The 19,055-nt window shown below is 33.9% G+C and carries 18 protein-coding genes; 8 read left to right on the top strand and 10 right to left on the bottom strand.

Going from position 1 to position 19,055, the window contains the following annotated elements; genetic code table 11:
• Positions 1–352 precede the first annotated feature (352 nt).
• The 3 genes from J0383_RS13400 to J0383_RS13390 all read left to right on the top strand — a co-directional run bounded on the left by J0383_RS13400 (position 353) and on the right by J0383_RS13390 (position 1,843).
• Positions 353–931, top strand: coding sequence for a MarC family protein (locus J0383_RS13400; RefSeq protein WP_207294548.1), 579 nt, complete (start codon positions 353–355; stop codon positions 929–931).
• Positions 932–1,033: 102 nt separating this feature from the next.
• Entirely contained in the window at positions 1,034–1,234 is a 201-nt protein-coding gene (locus J0383_RS13395; RefSeq protein ID WP_026728410.1) for a hypothetical protein, read from the top strand.
• Positions 1,235–1,237: 3 nt separating this feature from the next.
• A complete protein-coding gene (locus J0383_RS13390; RefSeq protein ID WP_207294547.1) occupies positions 1,238–1,843 on the top strand; it encodes an FAD-dependent oxidoreductase in 606 nt (201 codons plus the stop codon).
• A 171-nt stretch (positions 1,844–2,014) separates the two neighbouring features.
• Here the strand turns inward: J0383_RS13390 and J0383_RS13385 are convergent, their stop codons facing one another.
• From J0383_RS13385 to J0383_RS13365, 5 genes are all read right to left on the bottom strand, one after another.
• Positions 2,015–2,332, bottom strand: coding sequence for a hypothetical protein (locus J0383_RS13385; protein ID WP_207294546.1), 318 nt, complete (start codon positions 2,330–2,332; stop codon positions 2,015–2,017).
• A gap of 89 nt (positions 2,333–2,421) precedes the next feature.
• Positions 2,422–2,787, bottom strand: a complete 366-nt coding sequence (locus J0383_RS13380) for a nuclear transport factor 2 family protein (RefSeq protein ID WP_207294545.1) — start codon at positions 2,785–2,787, stop codon at positions 2,422–2,424.
• 17 nt (positions 2,788–2,804) lie between these two features.
• On the bottom strand, positions 2,805–4,382 hold the full coding sequence (locus J0383_RS13375) for a S41 family peptidase (protein ID WP_207294544.1): 1,578 nt from the start codon (positions 4,380–4,382) through the stop codon (positions 2,805–2,807).
• Positions 4,383–4,814 carry a deoxycytidylate deaminase gene (locus J0383_RS13370; RefSeq protein ID WP_207294543.1) on the bottom strand — a complete coding sequence of 144 codons (432 nt, stop codon included), beginning with the start codon at positions 4,812–4,814 and terminating at the stop codon, positions 4,383–4,385.
• 6 nt (positions 4,815–4,820) lie between these two features.
• The gene (locus J0383_RS13365) at positions 4,821–5,414 is read right to left on the bottom strand and encodes a HupE/UreJ family protein (RefSeq protein WP_207294542.1); all 594 of its coding nucleotides are present in this window, start codon (positions 5,412–5,414) and stop codon (positions 4,821–4,823) included.
• 169 nt (positions 5,415–5,583) lie between these two features.
• Between J0383_RS13365 and J0383_RS13360 the strand changes: the two genes are divergently transcribed.
• The gene (locus tag J0383_RS13360; protein ID WP_207294541.1) at positions 5,584–6,015 is read left to right on the top strand and encodes a TerB family tellurite resistance protein; all 432 of its coding nucleotides are present in this window, start codon (positions 5,584–5,586) and stop codon (positions 6,013–6,015) included.
• 129 nt (positions 6,016–6,144) lie between these two features.
• On the opposite strand, the gene J0383_RS13355 is transcribed toward J0383_RS13360, so the two are convergent.
• Positions 6,145–6,561 (bottom strand): hypothetical protein, encoded by a 417-nt coding sequence (locus tag J0383_RS13355; protein ID WP_207294540.1) that lies wholly within the window; start codon positions 6,559–6,561, stop codon positions 6,145–6,147.
• Between the two features lie 450 nt (positions 6,562–7,011).
• Complete coding sequence (gene fbp / locus J0383_RS13350; protein WP_207294539.1) at positions 7,012–8,013, bottom strand: class 1 fructose-bisphosphatase; 1,002 nt, start codon at positions 8,011–8,013, stop codon at positions 7,012–7,014.
• A gap of 171 nt (positions 8,014–8,184) precedes the next feature.
• Between fbp and J0383_RS13345 the strand changes: the two genes are divergently transcribed.
• Both J0383_RS13345 and J0383_RS13340 read left to right on the top strand, forming a co-directional pair.
• Entirely contained in the window at positions 8,185–8,673 is a 489-nt protein-coding gene (locus tag J0383_RS13345; protein ID WP_207294538.1) for a GNAT family N-acetyltransferase, read from the top strand.
• A 99-nt stretch (positions 8,674–8,772) separates the two neighbouring features.
• A complete protein-coding gene (locus J0383_RS13340; protein WP_207294537.1) occupies positions 8,773–10,032 on the top strand; it encodes an aspartate kinase in 1,260 nt (419 codons plus the stop codon).
• A 94-nt stretch (positions 10,033–10,126) separates the two neighbouring features.
• Here J0383_RS13340 and J0383_RS13335 read toward each other — a convergent pair whose 3' ends face one another.
• The 3 genes from J0383_RS13335 to J0383_RS13325 all read right to left on the bottom strand — a co-directional run bounded on the left by J0383_RS13335 (position 10,127) and on the right by J0383_RS13325 (position 14,757).
• Complete coding sequence (locus J0383_RS13335; RefSeq protein ID WP_207294536.1) at positions 10,127–12,526, bottom strand: TonB-dependent receptor domain-containing protein; 2,400 nt, start codon at positions 12,524–12,526, stop codon at positions 10,127–10,129.
• A 116-nt stretch (positions 12,527–12,642) separates the two neighbouring features.
• Positions 12,643–13,695 carry a helix-turn-helix domain-containing protein gene (locus J0383_RS13330; protein WP_207294535.1) on the bottom strand — a complete coding sequence of 351 codons (1,053 nt, stop codon included), beginning with the start codon at positions 13,693–13,695 and terminating at the stop codon, positions 12,643–12,645.
• Positions 13,696–14,757: a helix-turn-helix domain-containing protein gene (locus J0383_RS13325; protein ID WP_207294534.1), complete on the bottom strand. Its 1,062-nt coding sequence runs from the start codon at positions 14,755–14,757 to the stop codon at positions 13,696–13,698.
• A 205-nt stretch (positions 14,758–14,962) separates the two neighbouring features.
• On the opposite strand from J0383_RS13325, the gene J0383_RS13320 reads away from it, so the two are divergent.
• Together J0383_RS13320 and J0383_RS13315 are read left to right on the top strand one after the other, a co-directional pair.
• Complete coding sequence (locus J0383_RS13320; protein WP_207294533.1) at positions 14,963–18,394, top strand: hypothetical protein; 3,432 nt, start codon at positions 14,963–14,965, stop codon at positions 18,392–18,394.
• Positions 18,395–18,458: 64 nt separating this feature from the next.
• A complete protein-coding gene (locus tag J0383_RS13315; RefSeq protein WP_207294532.1) occupies positions 18,459–18,962 on the top strand; it encodes a hypothetical protein in 504 nt (167 codons plus the stop codon).
• Positions 18,963–19,055 lie beyond the last annotated feature (93 nt).

Raw genomic sequence — 19,055 nt, 5'->3', positions numbered from 1 at the left:
GATTTTAAAATACTGTAATTTATAAAGTGCAAAGATAGTCAAGCAGATATTCATTGTCAAAAATTTAACCTCAAAGTTCGCAGGGATTTACGCAGTGTTCGCAAAAATTATTTTTGCAAGACTGACAATAGCCATTAAAACTTACAAACCTTGCGAAACAACTTTGCGTGCTTTGGGGTTAAACCTATGATAACTTTTTACTAAATGCAAAAGAAAACAATAAATGTTACAAATATCACTTTTTTAACCAACAAAACATGTTTTTATAACAAAAGTACAATCTGTCGAAAAAACACCTAACTTTATTAACTACTTTTGCAGCAGTTTTTTAAACCCTAAAAATCAAAGCGATATGTTAGAAATCGATTTTAAAGAAATCATTACTGTTAGTATGGTGCTTTTTGCCGTAATTGATATTGTAGGTTCTATTCCGATTATTGTGAATTTAAGAGCAAAAGTTGGACACATCGAATCTGAAAAAGCATCTATCGTTGCTGGCGCCATTATGATTGTTTTTCTTTTTGTTGGAGAAGGATTATTGAATTTAATTGGTATCGATGTTCACTCGTTTGCCGTTGCCGGATCGTTTGTATTGTTCTTTCTTGCTCTGGAAATGATTTTAGGAATAAGAATTTACCGCGACGAAGAGCCAGGCTCTGCTTCTATCGTTCCATTGGCATTTCCACTTATTGCCGGAGCCGGAACTATGACTACTTTATTATCATTGCGTTCGCAATTTCACACCATTAATATAATCATTGCAATTGTACTGAATATTATTCTGGTTTATGTGGTTTTGAAGTCTTCTAAAAAGATAGAAGATTTGTTGGGTGAAAATGGACTTGGAGTAGTTCGTAAGACGTTTGGAGTGATACTTTTAGCAATTGCTGTTAAATTATTCGCTGCTAATGTTAAAGGTTTGTTTGTCTAAGATTTATTTTTATACTTTTACCCAATAAAATTTCTAAAACACAACTTTAAGGCTAGTAACCACAAAGTTTAACTTGAGTATTTTAGACCAACAACAACCAATATGAAAATCTTTACTTCAATTTTAGTGCTTTTAGCATTGGCTCTAATTGTTTTTAATATAACGCTATTAGACTTTAAAAATCCTTTTCAGGGTGATAGTATGGTCGCATTTATTGGAATCGCAGCTTCTTTTTGCGCCGTATTGATTCTTCTGATTTTTAGAATTTCTAAAAGAATCGAAGAAAAAACAAATGGCAGATAATATATGTTTGATGTTTTAATTATCGGCGGTGGAGTATCAGGAATGTCCTGCGCTCTGGTTCTGGGATCAGCAAAAAACAAATCGTTTGTTACCGACAAAAAAATCGGAATATTTACACATCAAAAAAATTCTTCTTTACAAGAAGCGATCTTTTATAACGCTTACGGAATCGTTCCAGGCAAATTAGGTTGTGAATTGCTTACAGAAAGCACTCAGGATCTTGCAGTGACTTATCCGCATATTGAGCAGATTCCAAATGAAAAAGTAATGCAAATTGAGGGTTCTTATCCTGAATTTACGGTAGTAACGAACAAAAACTCGTATAAATCAAAAAATATCGTGGTTGGAATTGGTTCTGCTAATACTTTTGACATCCAAGGCTTGATGCAGTTTGTTGAACCGCATAAAAAAGCTCTTCCTGAAAAACAGCGTATTCAGCTGAAAAACGAAGACCACAAGGTTGCCGACGGTATTTATGTGATTGGAACTTTGGCAGGCTGGAGAAGCCAGTTAGCAATTGCTGCCGGCAGCGGTGCTGCTGTTGCAACAGACATTCTTACTTTATGGAATAATGGCGTGCAAACTCACGCTCACGATAGTATTCGATAATTTTTTTTCTTTTGAACCATTAAGGCATTAAGTGGATTAAGCTTTCCTTAAATACTTTTTGTCGAAGCAATATTATGAATTAACAATAAAAAAACCATTAAAAGATTAAAAAATAAGCTGTAAAGCTTAATACACTTAATCTCTTAATGGTTTATTTTTATTTATGTTTAATTATTTAACCGAAACGATTTCAGTTACTTTTAGATGATTTTCATCTTCGGTTTTCCAGCCTTCTCCTTTTAAGGAAACTTGATTGCCAATTTTCAATTGTTTGTAGTTTTGAGGTCCGCCTACATTTACAATACTGATGGTAGCAAAATAAACTTCTTTTTTATCAGTAATGATTTTTGCCGTGTAGCCGTCTTTTCCACCTTCAATTGATTCGACTTTTCCTGAAATTGAAATTGCATTATTGTTTTTCACACCTGAGCAGGAGATAATAAAGGTGATTAAAATGACAAGTAAACTGATTCTTTTTAGATTTTTCATAGGACAAATTTTAACCGAAATTCAATAATAATTCTACTATTGAAAAGATTGCTTTATATTTTAAGTTATGTTATTTCTGCGGTCAAAATTTATGCCAGTTGCGTACAACTTCCGGCAATTACTTTTAAGTTTTCATTAAATTGTTTCCAAATCCTAATGTATCTAAAAACGCCCTTAATAGGATTTTGATCGTAAGTTCCTTTTAATGAAATCGTAACAGCAACAACTGCCGAATCATCAATTACATTAATAACTTGGTCAAAAGCTTCTAAGCTGTCAATTTTCATTTTTCCAGAACGGTAGGACTGCAGATCAAATTCTTTAGTAATCGTTTGCCCATCGGGCATATTAAAGAGTAAATCTTGATGCAACATTTTATCCAGAACCTCAACATCAGCCGTTTTAATAGCTGTTAAAAGTTCGATTTCAGCGGTTACAATTGCAGCTTTTTCCATTAAACTAAAGATTAAAGTTATTTTTTCGGATTCAAAATGGTTTTAATCATGGCGTCATCTTTTAAAATAACATCATAATAATAATTTTCACCAAACAACTGTCGGGCAAATTCTGCCGTAATATATCGATTTACCAGAGATTTTGTTTTGTCCAGTTTTAAATCTAAACCTGTTAAAGCAATATAAGTTTTGAATTTTTTAAAATACGAATCCGAATTCTTCATTTTATCCAGAAACTCATTAAATTTGAGTCCTGCAAAAGCATTTCGGTCTTTGTCTAATTCTTCAAAAACAAAATGACCTACGATTCCAGTCTGCAGAAGATAGGCTACATTTTCATTTCCATGTTCGGCTTCCATTGGCACAAAAACATCCGGAACGATTCCGCCCCCGCCGTAAACGATTTTTCCTTTTGGTGTTTTAAATTTTAAAGAATCCGCTACTTTTATGCTGTCTTTTGCATACAATTCGCCAGTTGCAATTCTTGATTCTGATTCCTTAAAATATTCTTCATTTCCTTTTTTATACGGTTTCTGAATCGAACGTCCGGTTGGTGTGTAATATCTTGCTACGGTTAAACGAACAGCTGATCCGTCGTTAAAATCCATTTCGCGCTGTACAAGTCCTTTTCCAAAAGAACGACGCCCAACAATAGTTCCGCGGTCGTTATCCTGAATAGCTCCAGCCAAAATTTCACTGGCAGATGCACTGTTTTCGTTAATTAAAACATATACTTTTCCAGTTTCAAAACTTCCAGCTTTTGTAGCAAATGTTTTTTCGGTAGTTCCGTTTTTACTTTTGGTGAAAACGATGAGCTGTTTGTCTTTTAAGAATTCATCAGCAATTGCAATCGCTTCTTCCATATAACCTCCGCCATTATCGCGAAGATCGATCACAAGCGACTGAATTCCTTTTTGTTTTAGTTTCGTTAAGCCGGTTTTAAATTCATTAAAAGTAGTTTCGGCAAAACGATTGATTTTTATATATCCAACATTATTTCCAATCAATAAAGAAGCATCGACGCTTTTTATTGGAATAACATCTCTTTTGATTTTAAATTTTAATTTCTTCTGTTCCGATTTTCTAAAAACCGTCAGTTCGATCTCAGAACCTTTTAATCCTTTTAATTTAGAGAATAAACTATCTGAAGGTAATTTTCTACCGTATAATTTGGTTTTTCCAGCAAATAAAATTCGGTCTCCAGATTTTAGTCCCGCTTTCGCAGAAGGCCCGTTTTCGACTGGTTTTATGATGGCAACCGAATCTTTGTACATGTAGAAATTAATTCCAATTCCAACAAAATCACCTTTCATGCTTTCGGCAACTTCTGCCTGTTCGCTTGGCGGAATATAAACGGAATGCGGATCGAGTTTTGAAAGGATATTATCAACGGTAAGATTTACGATCGAATCAGTGTTGATGCTGTCAACATATTCTGTATTGATAAAATCAATCAGTTTATTCAGTTTGGTTTTAGAGTAATTTTTAGCCAAAAACTGATCGTTAGCAGGAGCGTTCATTAAACTTCCAGCTATGGTTCCAAGAGCAAAAGTCGCTCCTATTACAATTGGCAGATATTTAGAATTGAATTTCATTTATTCTTCTAAAACAGGAATATGTTCTACTTCGACACCTGCTTTTAATAAAAACTGAATCCCAGAATCATCACGGTAACCAGTGTGATACACTACACGTTTAATTCCTGATTGATGGATTAATTTACTGCATTCTTTACAAGGCGAAAGTGTAATATATAAAGTAGCTCCTTCACAAGATTGTGTTGATCTGGCTACTTTTAATATTGCATTTGCTTCGGCATGCAGAACGTCCCAGCGTGTTAATCCGTTTTCGTCTTCGCAGCAATTTTCAAATCCAGATGGTGTGCCATTGTATCCGTCAGAAATAATCATTCTGTCCTTTACAATTATGGCTCCAACTTGTTTTCGTTTACAATACGATAACAGACTCCATTCTGTGGCGATTCGCAGATAAGCCTTATCGTATTTATTTAGTTTTTTTACTTCCATTTAAATTTATCTGTTCCAAATCGGACTATCAATGATCATTGGAATTACTACTCCAATAATGAAAGCCGACATTACTAGTGCCCAGTCACGTTTTGAAAAACGGAAAACGGTCTGCACTATATATGATATAACCAAAACGACAAAAACAACTACAAGCTGTGCCGCTTCTATTCCTAAAGCAAACTCTCCTAAAGGTAATAATTTTGATGTGGCAGATCCTCCTAAGATTGTTTTGAAATAATTAGAGAACCCCAAACCATGAATAATACCAAAGAATAAAGTTATAAAAAATACCAGATTTATACTATCATTTTTTGAGGTCTTTCCTGCTGTAAATAAATGATATAAAGCGGTAATTAAAATTGTAATCGGAATTAAGAATTCTACTATATTCACTTTTATGGCAATTATTCCAAAAACAGAAAGTATTAACGCCAATGTGTGCCCGATTGTAAACACAGATACCAGTAGCAAAATACGTTTCCAATCCTTAAAAGTATAAGGCACTGTTAGGGCAATTAAAAAAAGAACATGGTCGTAGGCATTGATATCTAAAACATGTTTTAATCCTATTTGAAAATAAATCCAAAATTGTGACATAGGTATTCGAAAATTAAATAATTAGGGGTTGTAAACTTACGATTAATTTTCAAACTTAAGGATTTACCTTGTCAAATCGTACAATAAAAATAAGTTAAATTTTATGAGAAATTTAAAATCGATAATTTAAAAATAGGACTATATTTGTTCTATAAAAACTTATTTAATTATGCCATTTTCAGAATTATTTGATAACGAATTCAAACAAAGAAACAGAGGTCATTTCTCTGCAATTGTGCGTGTAGCTTTTGCTGACGGTAGAATCAACCAACAGGAACAAGAGTTTTTGGATAAAATTGCGTCGACATTGCAAATTTCAGACGAGGAATACAAAGAGATTCTTGCTGACCCTTGGAAACACCCAATAAACCCACCTTATTTATACACTCAGCGTTTAGAGCGTTTATATGATTTAGCAAGAATGGTACATGTTGACCATCATTTAGGAGATCTTCAGGAAGTAATGCTAAGACGTATGGGATTAGCTTTAGGATTTACTCCAGGAAACGTAAACCACATTGTAGCAAAAGCACTTTCTCTAGTTGACAAAAAGGTAGATCTAGATACTTTCCTTTTTGAAATGGAGAATATGAACAAATAATAGCGTTTAGTTTTCGGTCGCAGTTTATAACTTATACCGAATTTTTAAAACTTACATTAAATTATAAACCCGATAGACTTTAAAATCTGTCGGGTTTTTATTTTGTAGTTCCGATTATAACAACTGAATTTATTTTGCCTGTGAAATATTTATATTATCATAATAATTGCCTTCCTGCAGGGTAATAATAAGATTTCTGTCCTGATTGGTCGTGTTTTTATTTATATTAATTATGATAGTCGTTCCTTCTTTTCTTTCGATCTGAAACTCGTTGTACTTTAAAATAAAACTCTGCTGAGCTGCTATTTCGCTGTTAAAACCGAATTTTTCATCATTCAGTCTTATATCACCTATCTTCCACCATTTTGATTGAGAAGTTATTGTAACTGAATTTGCTTCTGAACTGAAACTTATTTTTTTATTAGAAAGTTTAATAGGATCAGAACCGCCGCCTATAACACCGCCGCCATTATTTTCATCAGTACTGCAGGAAATTATAAAAAAGGAAAGCGCACTAAACAAGGTAAATAGTAATCTGGTTTTCATAATATTTTATTTTTTTGAATAATAAATATGTGGTTATCTTAATAAAGATGAGTAAGTACAAAAATGGTTGCGTATGTTTTTAGTATTTTTCAGTTTACAGTCGCCGTTTTTTAGTTTACAGTATTTTGCTCAGCTAGTATCAAATAAGAATGTTTTATTATTCCGTAGGAATATCTGATCGGTATAAAAAAAATTATTGTTTTGCGTTTGTGTCCTTACAGGACACTTGTTTTTATAGAAGAATACATCTGCATCATCATCAAACCTTCCTACGGAACGTATAACTGAACTCCAAATTTAATTCTACCCATGAAACATTCCTATGGAATGTACATCTCCTAAATAAAATGGATTAATACATATAAATATTAAACCCGACAATTTTAAAATTGTCGGGTTTGTTTTCAGACTGACAAACTGAGACTGTGACTAAAAAACTGAGACTAAAAGCTATTCAGCCATAAACTCTTCAGCTTTTTCTACCATGCTTTTGCTTCCGCAGAAAAACGGAACTCTTTGGTGTAGTTCGGTTGGTTGGATTTCCATAATTCGTCCGAAACCATCTGTTGCTTTTCCTCCAGCCTGCTCAGCAATAAAAGCCATTGGATTGCATTCGTATAATAAACGTAATTTTCCTTTTGGCGCTTTTGAACTTGTTGGATAAATATAGATTCCGCCTTTAATCATGTTTCGGTGAAAATCGGCCACGAGACTTCCTATATATCTAGAAGTATAAGGTCGGTCTTCTTCTTCGCGCTGGCAGTATTTAATGTAATTTTTTACGCCCTGCGGAAAATGAACATAATTTCCTTCGTTTACAGAATAGATATTCCCGTTTTCTGGAAACTTCATATTCGGATGTGAAAGGTAAAATGTACCAATGGCAGGATTCAAAGTAAATCCGTTTACACCATAACCGGTTGTGTACACCAACATGGTTGATGTTCCGTAAATTACATATCCGGCTGCCACTTGATTTATGCCCGGCTGTAAAAAATCTTCAATAGTTACCGGAGTTCCTATTGGAGTTATTCTTCTAAAAACAGAAAAAATAGTTCCCACAGAAACATTGACATCAATATTAGATGACCCGTCGAGCGGATCCATTAAGATCACGTACTTATTATTATGACAGTTGTCGCTCCCCTGAACTGTAATAAAATCGTCGTTTTCTTCAGAAGCAATACCACAGACAATCTCACGGTTTATTAACGTCTGGATAAATACTTCATTGGCATAGACATCTAATTTTTGCTGATCTTCTCCCTGGATATTTTGTTCGCCTGCAGCGCCAATAATATCCACCAATCCGGCTTTGTTTACTTTATAGTTTACGACCTTGGCCGCTAAACGTATAGAGTTGATAATTCGGGAAAGCTCTCCCGACGAATATTGAAATGCTTTTTGGTTCTCAATAATAAACTCTCCCAGTGTTTTATTGCGTTCTTCCATTACTATATCGTTGTAGTTTTAATTTTAAGTCACAAATATCGTGTATTTTGTGAGAATGATTTAAAAATTATTTCGTTAGTTTGCTACTATTGTATATTTGCTAATTATCAGCAAAAAGCATCAAATAAAATGTAGCTTTTTTAGCTAATAAGTAATTAATAATAGGAATTTATGAATATTAGAAAGGGAAATCCTGAAGACATGAAATCGGTGTTGGAGCTAATTCAGGAGCTGGCAATATTCGAAAAAGAACCCGAGGCGGTTGTCATTACAGAAGAAGATCTGGTACGTGATGGGTTTGGCGAAAAACCGTTATTTCATGTTTTTGTAGCAGAGATTGAAAACGAAGAAAAACAAAAAGAGATTGTTGGAATTGCGTTGTATTATTACCGCTATTCTACTTGGAAAGGAAAAACAATCCACCTTGAAGATTTAATTGTAAAAGAAAAAATGCGCGGAACAGGTTTGGGTTCTGCTCTTTATTCTGAAATTATGAAACAAGGAAAAAGAGATAATGTACGCAGAGTAGAATGGAATGTTTTGGCTTGGAATACACCGGCAGTAAATTTTTACAAGAATTCCGGTGCTAGAATTCTTGAAGATTGGCAAGTGGTACAAATGGATGAAGCAGGCGTTAATGCATTTTTAGAAAAACTATAAAAAATTGTTCGCCACGAATTCACGAAATTTTTATTCGCAAAGATTTAAAAAGATAATTCGTGAATTCGTGGCGGAAAAATAAAATCTATAAATTAAAAAATGAGAGTATTTAAATTTGGAGGAGCATCTGTAAAAGATGCCGATGGAATTAAAAACGTTTACGACGTTTTACAAACAGTAGGTTACGAAGATGTGATTCTGGTAGTTTCGGCTATGGGAAAAACAACAAATGCTCTTGAAGTCGTTATCAAGAATTATTTTGATAAATCACCTGAGTTAAATTCTTCTGTACAAGAAATTAAAAAATATCACAATCAAATCTTATTGGATTTATTTGAAGACGAAAGCAATCCCGTTTTCGCAGCTGTAGATACGCAGTTTGCCGAACTTGAATATTTTCTTGCTCACAATAAATCTCCAAACTACAACTTTGTTTACGACCAAGTGGTAAGTTTTGGTGAATTGATTTCTACTAATATCTTAAGTCACTATATGAATTTTAGAGGAATTCAGACGCAATGGCTGGATGTTCGTAATTTCATTAAAACAAATGCAAATTACAGAGATGCAGAAGTAGACTGGGAAACGACTCAGGAAAACATCAGCAAAAATGTACCTAGAAAAATGCTGAATATTACGCAAGGATTTTTAGGTGCTGATGAAAACAATTTCACGACTACTTTAGGACGTGAAGGTTCTGATTATACTGCCGGAATTTTTGCATACTGCTTAAATGCCGAAAGCGTAACGATCTGGAAAGACGTTCCTGGAGTTATGAATGCTGACCCGCGTTATTTTGAAAATGCAAGTTTATTAAATCAAATTTCATATCGTGAAGCAATCGAATTGGCATTTTACGGAGCAACGGTTATTCACCCAAAAACGTTACAGCCTTTACAGAAAAAAGAAATTCCTTTGTATGTAAAATCATTCGTGAATCCGCTTTTAAAAGGAACTTGCGTTTCTAAAGGGGTTGATTTAGAACCACAATACCCATGTTTTATTGTAAAAAGAGAACAGCTTTTAATCTCCCTTTCCTCTATTGACTTCTCTTTTATTATGGAAGAAAACATCAGCGAGATTTTTGGATTATTCCACGAGTTTAAAATCAAAGTAAACTTGATTCAGAATTCGGCGATTAGTTTCTCTGTTTGTGTGGAAGATAAATTTGGAAATTTCCCAGAATTGAATGCGATTCTTTCCAAAAAATTCAAAGTAGAATACAGCCAGAATGTAACTTTATACACTATTCGTCACTTTACCGAAGAAGCCGCGCAAATTGTGGAAACCAACAAAGAGGTTTTACTAAAACAAGTAAGCCGTGAAACAATGCAGATTGTTACTAAGGAATTAAATTAATTTATAAGCAGGTAATTATTTCAATTCACATTATAGAAGACTTCACCCAAAAAGTGAAGTCTTTTTTTTAAACTGATATTCAAAAACAATAATTTTATCTCGCTCTATTATTCTCAGATTGTTCAATTTCAGATTTTTTATAAGTCGTCTTTTGGGAATTACCGAAGTTGTAAGTGGCTGTCAATTTAAAATAATTACTCGTGTAGGTTCTGTGGTAATAGATCTGTGTTTGACCAACATTATAATCTCCAGAAACCATAAATTTATGAAAGATATCATTTGCCGAAAAATTGAGCTTTAATGCATCCTTTAAAAAGTTTCTTTCAATTCCTACTGTTACAGTCGAACGACTGTTATCACTTCCTAATCCGTAACTGCGATTTCCTAAATACCAAGCCAGCAATTGAAGTTTAAAATATTTCGGAATGGTAAAAGTATTATTCGAATACAAATAAATTTGAGGTTTTACCGGACTAAAAGCATATTCATAAAAGTTGTCAATTGATTTTGTTAAGTTCACGCTTATGGTATTGGTTGAAGTCCACCATTTGAGATTAAAAGATCTAGAAAGCGAACTAAAAAAAGTATGTCCCTTTTCGATGTTTAAAGCTCTTAAGATATAACTATTTGGCGTGTCGCCACGAAGTGCAGCCGCAGCAATAGGATCAATTTTATACGTATAGCCTATTTTAAAATCGAACTTTTTGTACATCGTGCCAAATTCAAAAGAATGTGTTTTTTCCGGAAGCAAATTTGGATTTCCTTCTATTGTGGTAAACGGATCCTGATAAATAACATACGGATTTAATGCCTGATATCTCGGTCTTGTTATTCGGGCCGCGTATGAAAAATGTCCTTTCCAATCTTCAGAAAAATCGAAATTTAAAAGTAAGTTCGGAAAAAAGTTACTGTAGCTTTTCTCAAATTTCTGGATTCCGTTTGCATCTGTAAACAAATTATAGCTCGTTTTTTCGGCTCTTGCGCCAACAGAAAAATTGACTTTATTGCTTAATGCTCCGCCAAAATTTAAATAAGCAGCAGCGATTTTTTCATTGTATTCAAAATCACTCGAAAGTTCATCGTCGAGTTCGAAATCTGTATTCATATCATCAGCAATTAAAAAATCCGTTCCCGATTTTATGGTGGCGTGGCTAAACTTCGCTCCTATTTCGATTTTCGTTTTTTCATTTATCGTTTTCATATAATCGCTCTGCACTGCAATTATATTGATTCTGCTGCCTACATTATTCTTTAAATATCGTCGATCTGTTTCTTCATCAACCAAACTGTTTTCTTCAATTAAATCACCTATTGTCTGATTGTAATTCGAATATTGTGAACCAATAAACAGTGTTGAACCTTTTTGATCTGTTTTTAAATTATAATTTAAGTTGATAAATTGATTGAGCAAAACATCATTTCGGTCAACATCAGTTGCATAAAAACTGCGTCCAGAATAGTTATCGAGTGTATTCCGACTTTCGACAACACCGCCTAAATCACTAATATTTCCGCTGTAGGCAAGCGAAAGATAATTATCGGCAGAAAAACTATATTGAAGACCGAATCCGAAATTCGAATAATTATTGAATCTTCTTTTCCAATCAGTTGTCAATTCAGATTTCATATAATCATCAGGATTGGATCGTGTTCTTGTGGTGTACAAAAGTTCGCGGTTTCTGCCCAACTGTAAACTGTAATTGGTAATAAAAGAGAATTTTCCTTTCGAATAATTAAAATCAAGAAAAGTGTTGGTGCTGGCTCCTCCAAATTTAGAAACCGCTGCATGCTGGCTCGCACTTCCCATTATGCCGCTTTCAATACTTTGTTTGGTAACAATATTAATTACGGCTTTACCTTCGGCATCGTATTTTGATGATGGATTTGAAATCACTTCAATTTTTGCAATCTGCGAAACCGGAATAGCAGCAAATCGTTCGTAATTAATCAATACGCCATTTAAGTAAATAATGGCTTCCCCTTTCCCAAGAACGCTGATTTGTCCTTCGGAAACTACTACATTTGGAACTCTTCCTAATAATTCATCAACCGAACTGCTCGTGGCGAGAACCGTTCCTTTTACAGTAACATCAATATTTCCGTTGGCGCCATATTTCAACAGCGAAGGCTGGCTTGTAACTACGACTTCATTCAATTGATTGTTGTTTTCTTTTACGATAATAGTTCCTAAATCTACATTTTCACTTCCGTTATAATTAACTCGTAAAAAACGGTCTGCGAATTCAGCCGAAGTTAGTTTTACTAAAACCTCTTTTTGATTGATGTCGGATATTTGAAAACTTCCATCTAAAAAATCTTGCTGTTTGATGATTGTTGAATCTTGAACTATGATGACAGACGCAGTTCCCATCATAAATTCGTTAGTTGAATTGACGACTTTTCCTGAAATTTTTTGAATGGATTGTGCTTTTCCTTCTGCAGTATTAAAAAGGAAAACATACAGGTAAACGAAAACTAGAATTAAAAACCTCATAAATTTTTTGCGATTAAGATTTGACTTTTTTGTTGAACAAAAGTCAGCTGTAAATCGCGACATGAGGTAATCGAAAGGGAAATCAGGAGTACGGATTTATAAATCGATACTCGTTTTTAGGTTTGTAAAGCCTGAATCTGGTAATTTAAAGGTGTTGTTCCAGTATGTTTTTTAAATGCCGCAAAAAATGTTGATTTCGAATTAAAACCTACATCATAACCTATAGATTCTAAAGTCAATTTTTCGTTTGAAAGCATAATTTCACAGGCTTCGTTTATTCGAAATTCATTTACAAAAGTGGTAAAATTCTTTCCGATATTGTTGTTCAGAAACTGTGACAATTGATGCGTCGAAATCCCAAGTTCTTTTGCCGTATCGTTTAAACTCAAATTCGGATTTTTAAATAATGACTTTTCGAGCATTAATTTTTCCAATTTTTGAGATAAAACGAAAGCTTCTTCTTGGTTCAGTTTTTTCTCTTTGATGTTGAACACAAATAAATCATCGGTTCGTTTTCTGTGCATCAAAACTAAAATAATCAAATACAAAATAAACGTAAATGCAATTGCGCCAGTTATGCATGAAACAAAAGGCACTCTTGAAAATCCTAGAAAATAGGATAGAAATAATAACGCATTTCCAAGAAATATAGTTCCAAACCATTTTTCTGCTGGAACAGCGTTAGCATAATCTGAGATTATTTTTTGAAGAAGCATTCTATTTTCAAAACCTGATAAAAGACTATACGAAAACCACTGAAAGAAAATCAAGGCAACCAAATAGTTATTCCATAAAATGGGATAGTTTTGATACGGAAACCAAAATCCAGCCAGCATAATGATGACCAGCCAAACTGCTATATGCAGTTTCCATTGCAACGGAATTTTTACAATAGAATGAATTCCTGATTGCAAAACAAAATATAAAAACGGACCGATTAGCAGACACGCTGAAAGTCCAATCTGCAAATACGTTTTAGGCAGATCATTATTGAAATAAACAAAAACCGTAACCGTAATTCTGATGCTTAAAGCCAGTAACATGGCGCCGAGAAAGTAGTTGCTTAAATATTTTTTCTGGGTTAAAAAGAAAAAATACAGACTTAAAACAAATCCGTTGAAAGCGCCCAAAGCACCAAAGAAGAACAATATTTCTTTACCAATACTCATTTAGGTTTGTAAAGCTTGCAACTGATAATTAAGCGGAGTCGTTCCGGTATGTTTTTTAAACGCAGCAAAGAATGTTGATTTCGAATTAAAACCCACATCATAACCAACCGATTCCAAAGTTAGTTTATCATTTGAAGTAATAATTCGGCAGGCTTCATTTATTCTAAACTCATTCACAAAACTGGTAAAATTCTTTCCGAGATTGTTGTTCAGAAACTGTGAAAGCTGGTGACTTGAGATATTAATTTCTTGCGATAAATCCTGAAGCGATAAATTGGGATTTTTATATAATGATTTTTCAGTCATTATGTTTTCCAGTTTTTCAGATAAAATCAAAGCTTCTTCTGATTCTATTTTTTTGCCTGAGATTTTTGGTCCATTCAGTAGAAACAAATCGTCGGTCTTTTTTCTATATAAAAGAATTGAAATAATTAGATACAGAATAAATGAAAAAACGACTGCACCGCTTATATAAGTTGCTGCCGAAGCGCCCATGATCGAAAGGAAGTAAAAAAGGAACAATAAAAAATTCCCCAGAAAAAGCATTCCAAACCACATTTCGGCGGGAGTTGTTTTTTCTTTACTGCTGAATATTTTTCTCAGAACGTTTTCAATAAGAAATGTTGAAAAAGCAATGTAAACAAACCATTGAAAATAAATGACTTTTATAAAATACTGTCTCCACAAATCGGGGTAATCTTCATACGGAAATGCAATTCCAAACGCTACAATTAGAACTGCCCAGAAAACCAATATCAGTTTCCATGATTTTGGCATTACATTGACTTCTTCAACTGCCGATTTAAGAAAGTAATACAAACAAGGGCCAATAAAAAAGCAGGCCGTAAGTCCTAACTGCAAATACATTTTTGGCAGCTCAGGATGAAAATAAACAAAAACCGATTTTCCAATTCGAATACTTAGCGCAAATAAAAGTGCGCCTAAAAAGTAATTCGTCAGGTATTTTTTTCTGGTAAAAAAGAAAAAGTAAACGCCCAGAATAATTCCGTTGAAAGCGCCCAAAGCACTAAAAAAGAATAAAAGTTCTTTACCGGTATCCATGGTTTGAATTCGTTTTTGCCTAACAAAGCTATAAAAAAGATTGATTTATGATGAGAATTGTACTTCAAAAAATAAACAATCAGTGCTTTACATTTTTTGGAATGTCTGCAAAAGCACATTAAATTCAGTCATTTACCAGTCAATAAATGCCTGATTATTTCTTGATTATAAATACTACTTTTGAATTTTCGGAGTTAAAATGTTTATGTTTAAAAAATTACTGTTTTTTGCGGTGCTGATTTGGTATTCCGGGCTTCAGGCACAGGATACTGAATCATTGTACAAAACCAAAAAAGTAATTGCAACACGCGACACGATCCAGCTGGAAAATTTCAGCATCAACTCTGATTTCTTCGAACTTTTAAATACCAAAAACCAGCCTATCGATTCGACTTTTTATAAAGTTGATTTTCAAAAAGGAACACTTCTTTTAAACGAAAAATTCACTTCGGTTTCTGATACTTTAGTAATTAATTACCTCAATTATCCTGATTTCCTGACAAAAGAATACAGCCTTTACAAAAACAGCCAGGTTGTGAGCAACGATGTCGGCACTGATAAGTTATACAAAATCGACAACGACAATGGTAAAAAAGTAACTCCGTTTGACGGACTCAACACAACAGGAAGTATTACCAGAGGCGTAACCGTTGGGAACAACCAAAATACGGTTTTAAATTCGAATCTTGATTTACAGATTACAGGAAAAATATCCGACAAAGTCAGTCTGCGGGCGTCACTTCAAGACAATAATATTCCGCTTCAAGATGGGGGTTATTCGCAAAAACTTGATCAGTTTGATAATATATTTATGGAACTTTTCAGCGATGACTGGAACATTCGGGCGGGAGACGTTTTTCTGGAAAATCGGAAAACGCAGTTTCTAAGTTTTAACAAAAAAGTACAAGGAGTTGCCGCAAGTGTCGATTTTGATACCGAAAAAAGCAAAACCAATGTTTTTGCTTCGGTTTCATTTGTAAAAGGACAATATGCCAAAAGCACTTTTACGGGACAGGAAGGAAATCAAGGGCCTTATAAATTAAAAGGGCAAAACGGCGAATTGTATGTTTTGGTAATTTCGGGTTCAGAACGTGTGTATGTAAATGGCACGTTATTGAAACGAGGCGAAAACAACGATTATGTTATTGATTACAATGCAGGAGAAATTGTGTTTACCTCACTTTTCCCCATTAATTCTGAAATGAGAATTAATGTTGAATACCAATATTCGGAAAGAAATTATAATCGATTGGTTACATATGCCGGAGCAACGCACGAAAATAAAAGCTGGAGTTTTGGCGGTTATATTTATTCTGAAAATGATTTAAAAAACCAGCCTTTACAACAGAATCTTTCAACAGAACAAGTTCAGATTTTAAGTCAAGCTGGTGATGATCCTAATTTAATGAAAGCACCTTCAGCATACGAAGACACGTATTCTGAAAATAAGATTTTATACAAAAAAACAATTGTAAACGGAATTGAGATATATGAATATTCGAATAATTCTGAAGATGTTTTGTACAATGTAAAATTTAGTCTTGTTGGAAATAATCTCGGAAATTATGTCGTTCAAAATAGTACGGCTGTCGAAAAAATCTACGAATACGTTTCGCCTGCAAACGGAATTCCGCAAGGTAATTACGAACCAACCGTTCAGCTTGTGGCGCCCATGAAAATTCAAGTGGCAACATTTCTTGGAAAATACAATCCTGATGAAAAAACACTTGTTGATTTTGAAATTGCGGTGAGCAATAATGATAAAAACCTTTTTTCTGGAATTGATGATTCTGATAACGAAGGTGTGGCTTTTAAAACCAATATCAAAAAATGTCTTTTCAGCAGAAACTGGACTTTAGACGGTTTTGCCAATTATCAGTTTGTACAGAAAGATTTTAGATCAGTCGAACGTTTGTATAATATTGAGTTTAACCGTGATTGGAATTTAAATACGACTTTTTTAGGAAACCAAAGTCTGCTTGTAACAGGTCTTAATTTTGATTTATTTGCGAAGAAAGAAACTTCGAATATTGGATTGTTTACGTATCAGTTTGAAAAACTAGATTTTAGCGAAAGTTATTCGGGAGGACGACACACGGCATCGGCTTTATTCAAATTAAAAAAGTGGACGATTGAAAATCAAGGCAGTTTCCTCAATTCTGATGCTACCACTTCTACTTCAAAATTTACCCGAAATCAAGCCCGAGCTAAATATCATTTTGGAAAAAATTGGATTGGAGGAAGTTTTCAAATAGAAGACAATCAGGAAAAAGATAAAACAACAAATCAATTTTCGGCTTTAAGCCAACGATTTTCTGAATACGGTGCTTTTGTGGGACGAGGCGACAGCACGAAAGTTTTTGTGGAGTTAGGTTTTTTACAGCGAAAAAATGACAGTTTGCAAAACGGACTTTTACAGCACGTAAACAATTCGCAGACCTATTATGTAAAGTCAAAACTGATTCAGAACAAAACAACTGATTTAGCGGTTTATGCGAGTTATCGAAATTTGAATTTTACAGATCCTGCCCGAAAAAATGAACCTTCTTTAAATTCGAGAATTTTATATAATGACCGTTTCTTCAATCAGTTCATGCAGATTGGAACGGTTTACGAAACCAGTTCTGGAACTATTGCGCAGCAGGAATTTACGTATTTGGAAGTTCCCGCGGGACAAGGTGTATATGCTTGGAACGATTACAACGGAAACGGGATTCAGGAATTGGAAGAATTTGAAATTGCCGCTTTTCCCGATCAGGCAAAATTCGTGAGGATCTTTTTACCGAACAGGATTTATATTAAAACCAATCAGAATAAATTTTCGCAATCGGTTATTTTAAATCCGCTGCAATGGCAGAATGAAAACGGTTTGAAAAAGATGTTGTCGTATTTCTACAATCAGACGTCTTTTATTATGGATCGGAAAATACGAAGCGAAGGCGATCGTTTAGAACTGAATCCGTTTTATTCTTCAGAAGAAAATATTCTGGGATTAAATTCAAGTTTCAGAAATAGTTTATTTTACAATCGCGGGAAACAAAAACATTCGGTTACGTATTCGTACCTTATTAATAATGGTAAAAGTTTGCTTTCGATTGGATCGCAGCATTTAAAAAATAATTCGCATCAATTGCAGTACACGCATTTGTATCAAAAAAGCTGGCTGTTTAATTTCTTTACCAAAACGATTAAAACCAATTTAATCTCAGCCGATTTTACCGAGAAGAATTATGATTTAAAAGGATATCAGCTGGCGCCAAAAATTAGTTATTTGTTTTCGAAAAATACGAGTCTGGATTTCTTTTACGAATTTCAGAATAAGGAAAATCAAATTGGGAACTTAGAAACTCTGATTCAAAATAGACTTGGGACTTCGTTTTCGTTTTCGGGAGAAAGTAAAATAACTTTAAATGGGGAATTTTCTTTTTATGAAAATAAGTTTAACGGAAATGAATTTTCATCTGTTGGTTTTCAAATGCTTGAAGGTCTTCAGGCGGGACAAAATCTGGTTTGGAAACTGCTTCTGCAAAAGAATATTACGCAATTTTTGGATATAAATTTAAACTACCAAGGACGAAAAAGTGAGACTGGATCGACAATACATACAGGTAACGTCCAGCTTCGTGCTTATTTTTAGTGGCAAATGAAAAAGATACGAAAAAATTTCTTACTTTTAGTAAGAAATTTAAACTATAACCACCATGAAAAAATTATTATTACTTTGCTTTATAGTAGTTTTATCTACTAATTTCTACGCTCAGGAAACTACTGCAAAAGACGCTAAAGCGAAATCTGAAGCTTCTGCAAAAAAGGCAAAAGCTAAAGCCGATAAAGCTACGGCAGATGCAAAAAAAGAAGCTGACAAATCTAAAAAAGCAGCCAAAGAGGCAACTGATGCATCGGCGAAAGCCACAAAAGCAAAAAGCGATGCCGCTAAAGCGAAAAAGGATGCAAAAGCTGAAAGCACAAAAGCTGAAGTAAAAAAAACCGAAGCTAAAGCAGACGCAGCAAGCAAAGCCGCTAAGAAAGATGCCACTGCTACTAAAAAAGCAGCGACAAAAACGTTAAAAGAAACAAACGAAAAGGCTCCGAAAACACCAGACAAAGTTACAGGAGAGTACAATGGTAAAAAAGTATATACTGGTCCAAAAGGCGGTAAATATTACATTAACAAAAACGGAAATAAAACCTATATTCAGGACTAATAGAACTGCGTACAGAACTTAAAAAGGAACTATATATGTAGTTCCTTTTTTTGTTTGGAGGAGTTTTAAGGTCAAAATCTACTTAACATATAA

Origin of the sequence: Flavobacterium endoglycinae (genome assembly GCF_017352115.1) — a bacterium.
In the GTDB taxonomy this organism is placed as follows: domain Bacteria; phylum Bacteroidota; class Bacteroidia; order Flavobacteriales; family Flavobacteriaceae; genus Flavobacterium; species Flavobacterium endoglycinae.
The sequence above is the reverse complement of the archived record's forward strand: the minus strand, read 5'-3'. Positions and strand labels throughout refer to the sequence as shown.

Excerpts from the sequence above, each read along its gene's own strand:
- J0383_RS13375 (WP_207294544.1), bottom strand. The coding sequence starts at position 4,382 with ATGAAATTCAATTCTAAATATCTGCCAATTGTAATAGGAGCGACTTTT.
- J0383_RS13330 (WP_207294535.1), bottom strand. The coding sequence starts at position 13,695 with ATGAGTATTGGTAAAGAAATATTGTTCTTCTTTGGTGCTTTGGGCGCT.
- J0383_RS13395 (WP_026728410.1), top strand. The coding sequence starts at position 1,034 with ATGAAAATCTTTACTTCAATTTTAGTGCTTTTAGCATTGGCTCTAATT.
- J0383_RS13390 (WP_207294547.1), top strand. The coding sequence starts at position 1,238 with ATGTTTGATGTTTTAATTATCGGCGGTGGAGTATCAGGAATGTCCTGC.
- J0383_RS13360 (WP_207294541.1), top strand. The coding sequence starts at position 5,584 with ATGCCATTTTCAGAATTATTTGATAACGAATTCAAACAAAGAAACAGA.
- J0383_RS13365 (WP_207294542.1), bottom strand. The coding sequence starts at position 5,414 with ATGTCACAATTTTGGATTTATTTTCAAATAGGATTAAAACATGTTTTA.
- J0383_RS13315 (WP_207294532.1), top strand. The coding sequence starts at position 18,459 with ATGAAAAAATTATTATTACTTTGCTTTATAGTAGTTTTATCTACTAAT.
- J0383_RS13340 (WP_207294537.1), top strand. The coding sequence starts at position 8,773 with ATGAGAGTATTTAAATTTGGAGGAGCATCTGTAAAAGATGCCGATGGA.
- fbp (WP_207294539.1), bottom strand. The coding sequence starts at position 8,013 with ATGGAAGAACGCAATAAAACACTGGGAGAGTTTATTATTGAGAACCAA.
- J0383_RS13335 (WP_207294536.1), bottom strand. The coding sequence starts at position 12,526 with ATGAGGTTTTTAATTCTAGTTTTCGTTTACCTGTATGTTTTCCTTTTT.
- J0383_RS13370 (WP_207294543.1), bottom strand. The coding sequence starts at position 4,814 with ATGGAAGTAAAAAAACTAAATAAATACGATAAGGCTTATCTGCGAATC.
- J0383_RS13320 (WP_207294533.1), top strand. The coding sequence starts at position 14,963 with ATGTTTAAAAAATTACTGTTTTTTGCGGTGCTGATTTGGTATTCCGGG.
- J0383_RS13345 (WP_207294538.1), top strand. The coding sequence starts at position 8,185 with ATGAATATTAGAAAGGGAAATCCTGAAGACATGAAATCGGTGTTGGAG.
- J0383_RS13400 (WP_207294548.1), top strand. The coding sequence starts at position 353 with ATGTTAGAAATCGATTTTAAAGAAATCATTACTGTTAGTATGGTGCTT.
- J0383_RS13325 (WP_207294534.1), bottom strand. The coding sequence starts at position 14,757 with ATGGATACCGGTAAAGAACTTTTATTCTTTTTTAGTGCTTTGGGCGCT.
- J0383_RS13385 (WP_207294546.1), bottom strand. The coding sequence starts at position 2,332 with ATGAAAAATCTAAAAAGAATCAGTTTACTTGTCATTTTAATCACCTTT.
- J0383_RS13380 (WP_207294545.1), bottom strand. The coding sequence starts at position 2,787 with ATGGAAAAAGCTGCAATTGTAACCGCTGAAATCGAACTTTTAACAGCT.
- J0383_RS13355 (WP_207294540.1), bottom strand. The coding sequence starts at position 6,561 with ATGAAAACCAGATTACTATTTACCTTGTTTAGTGCGCTTTCCTTTTTT.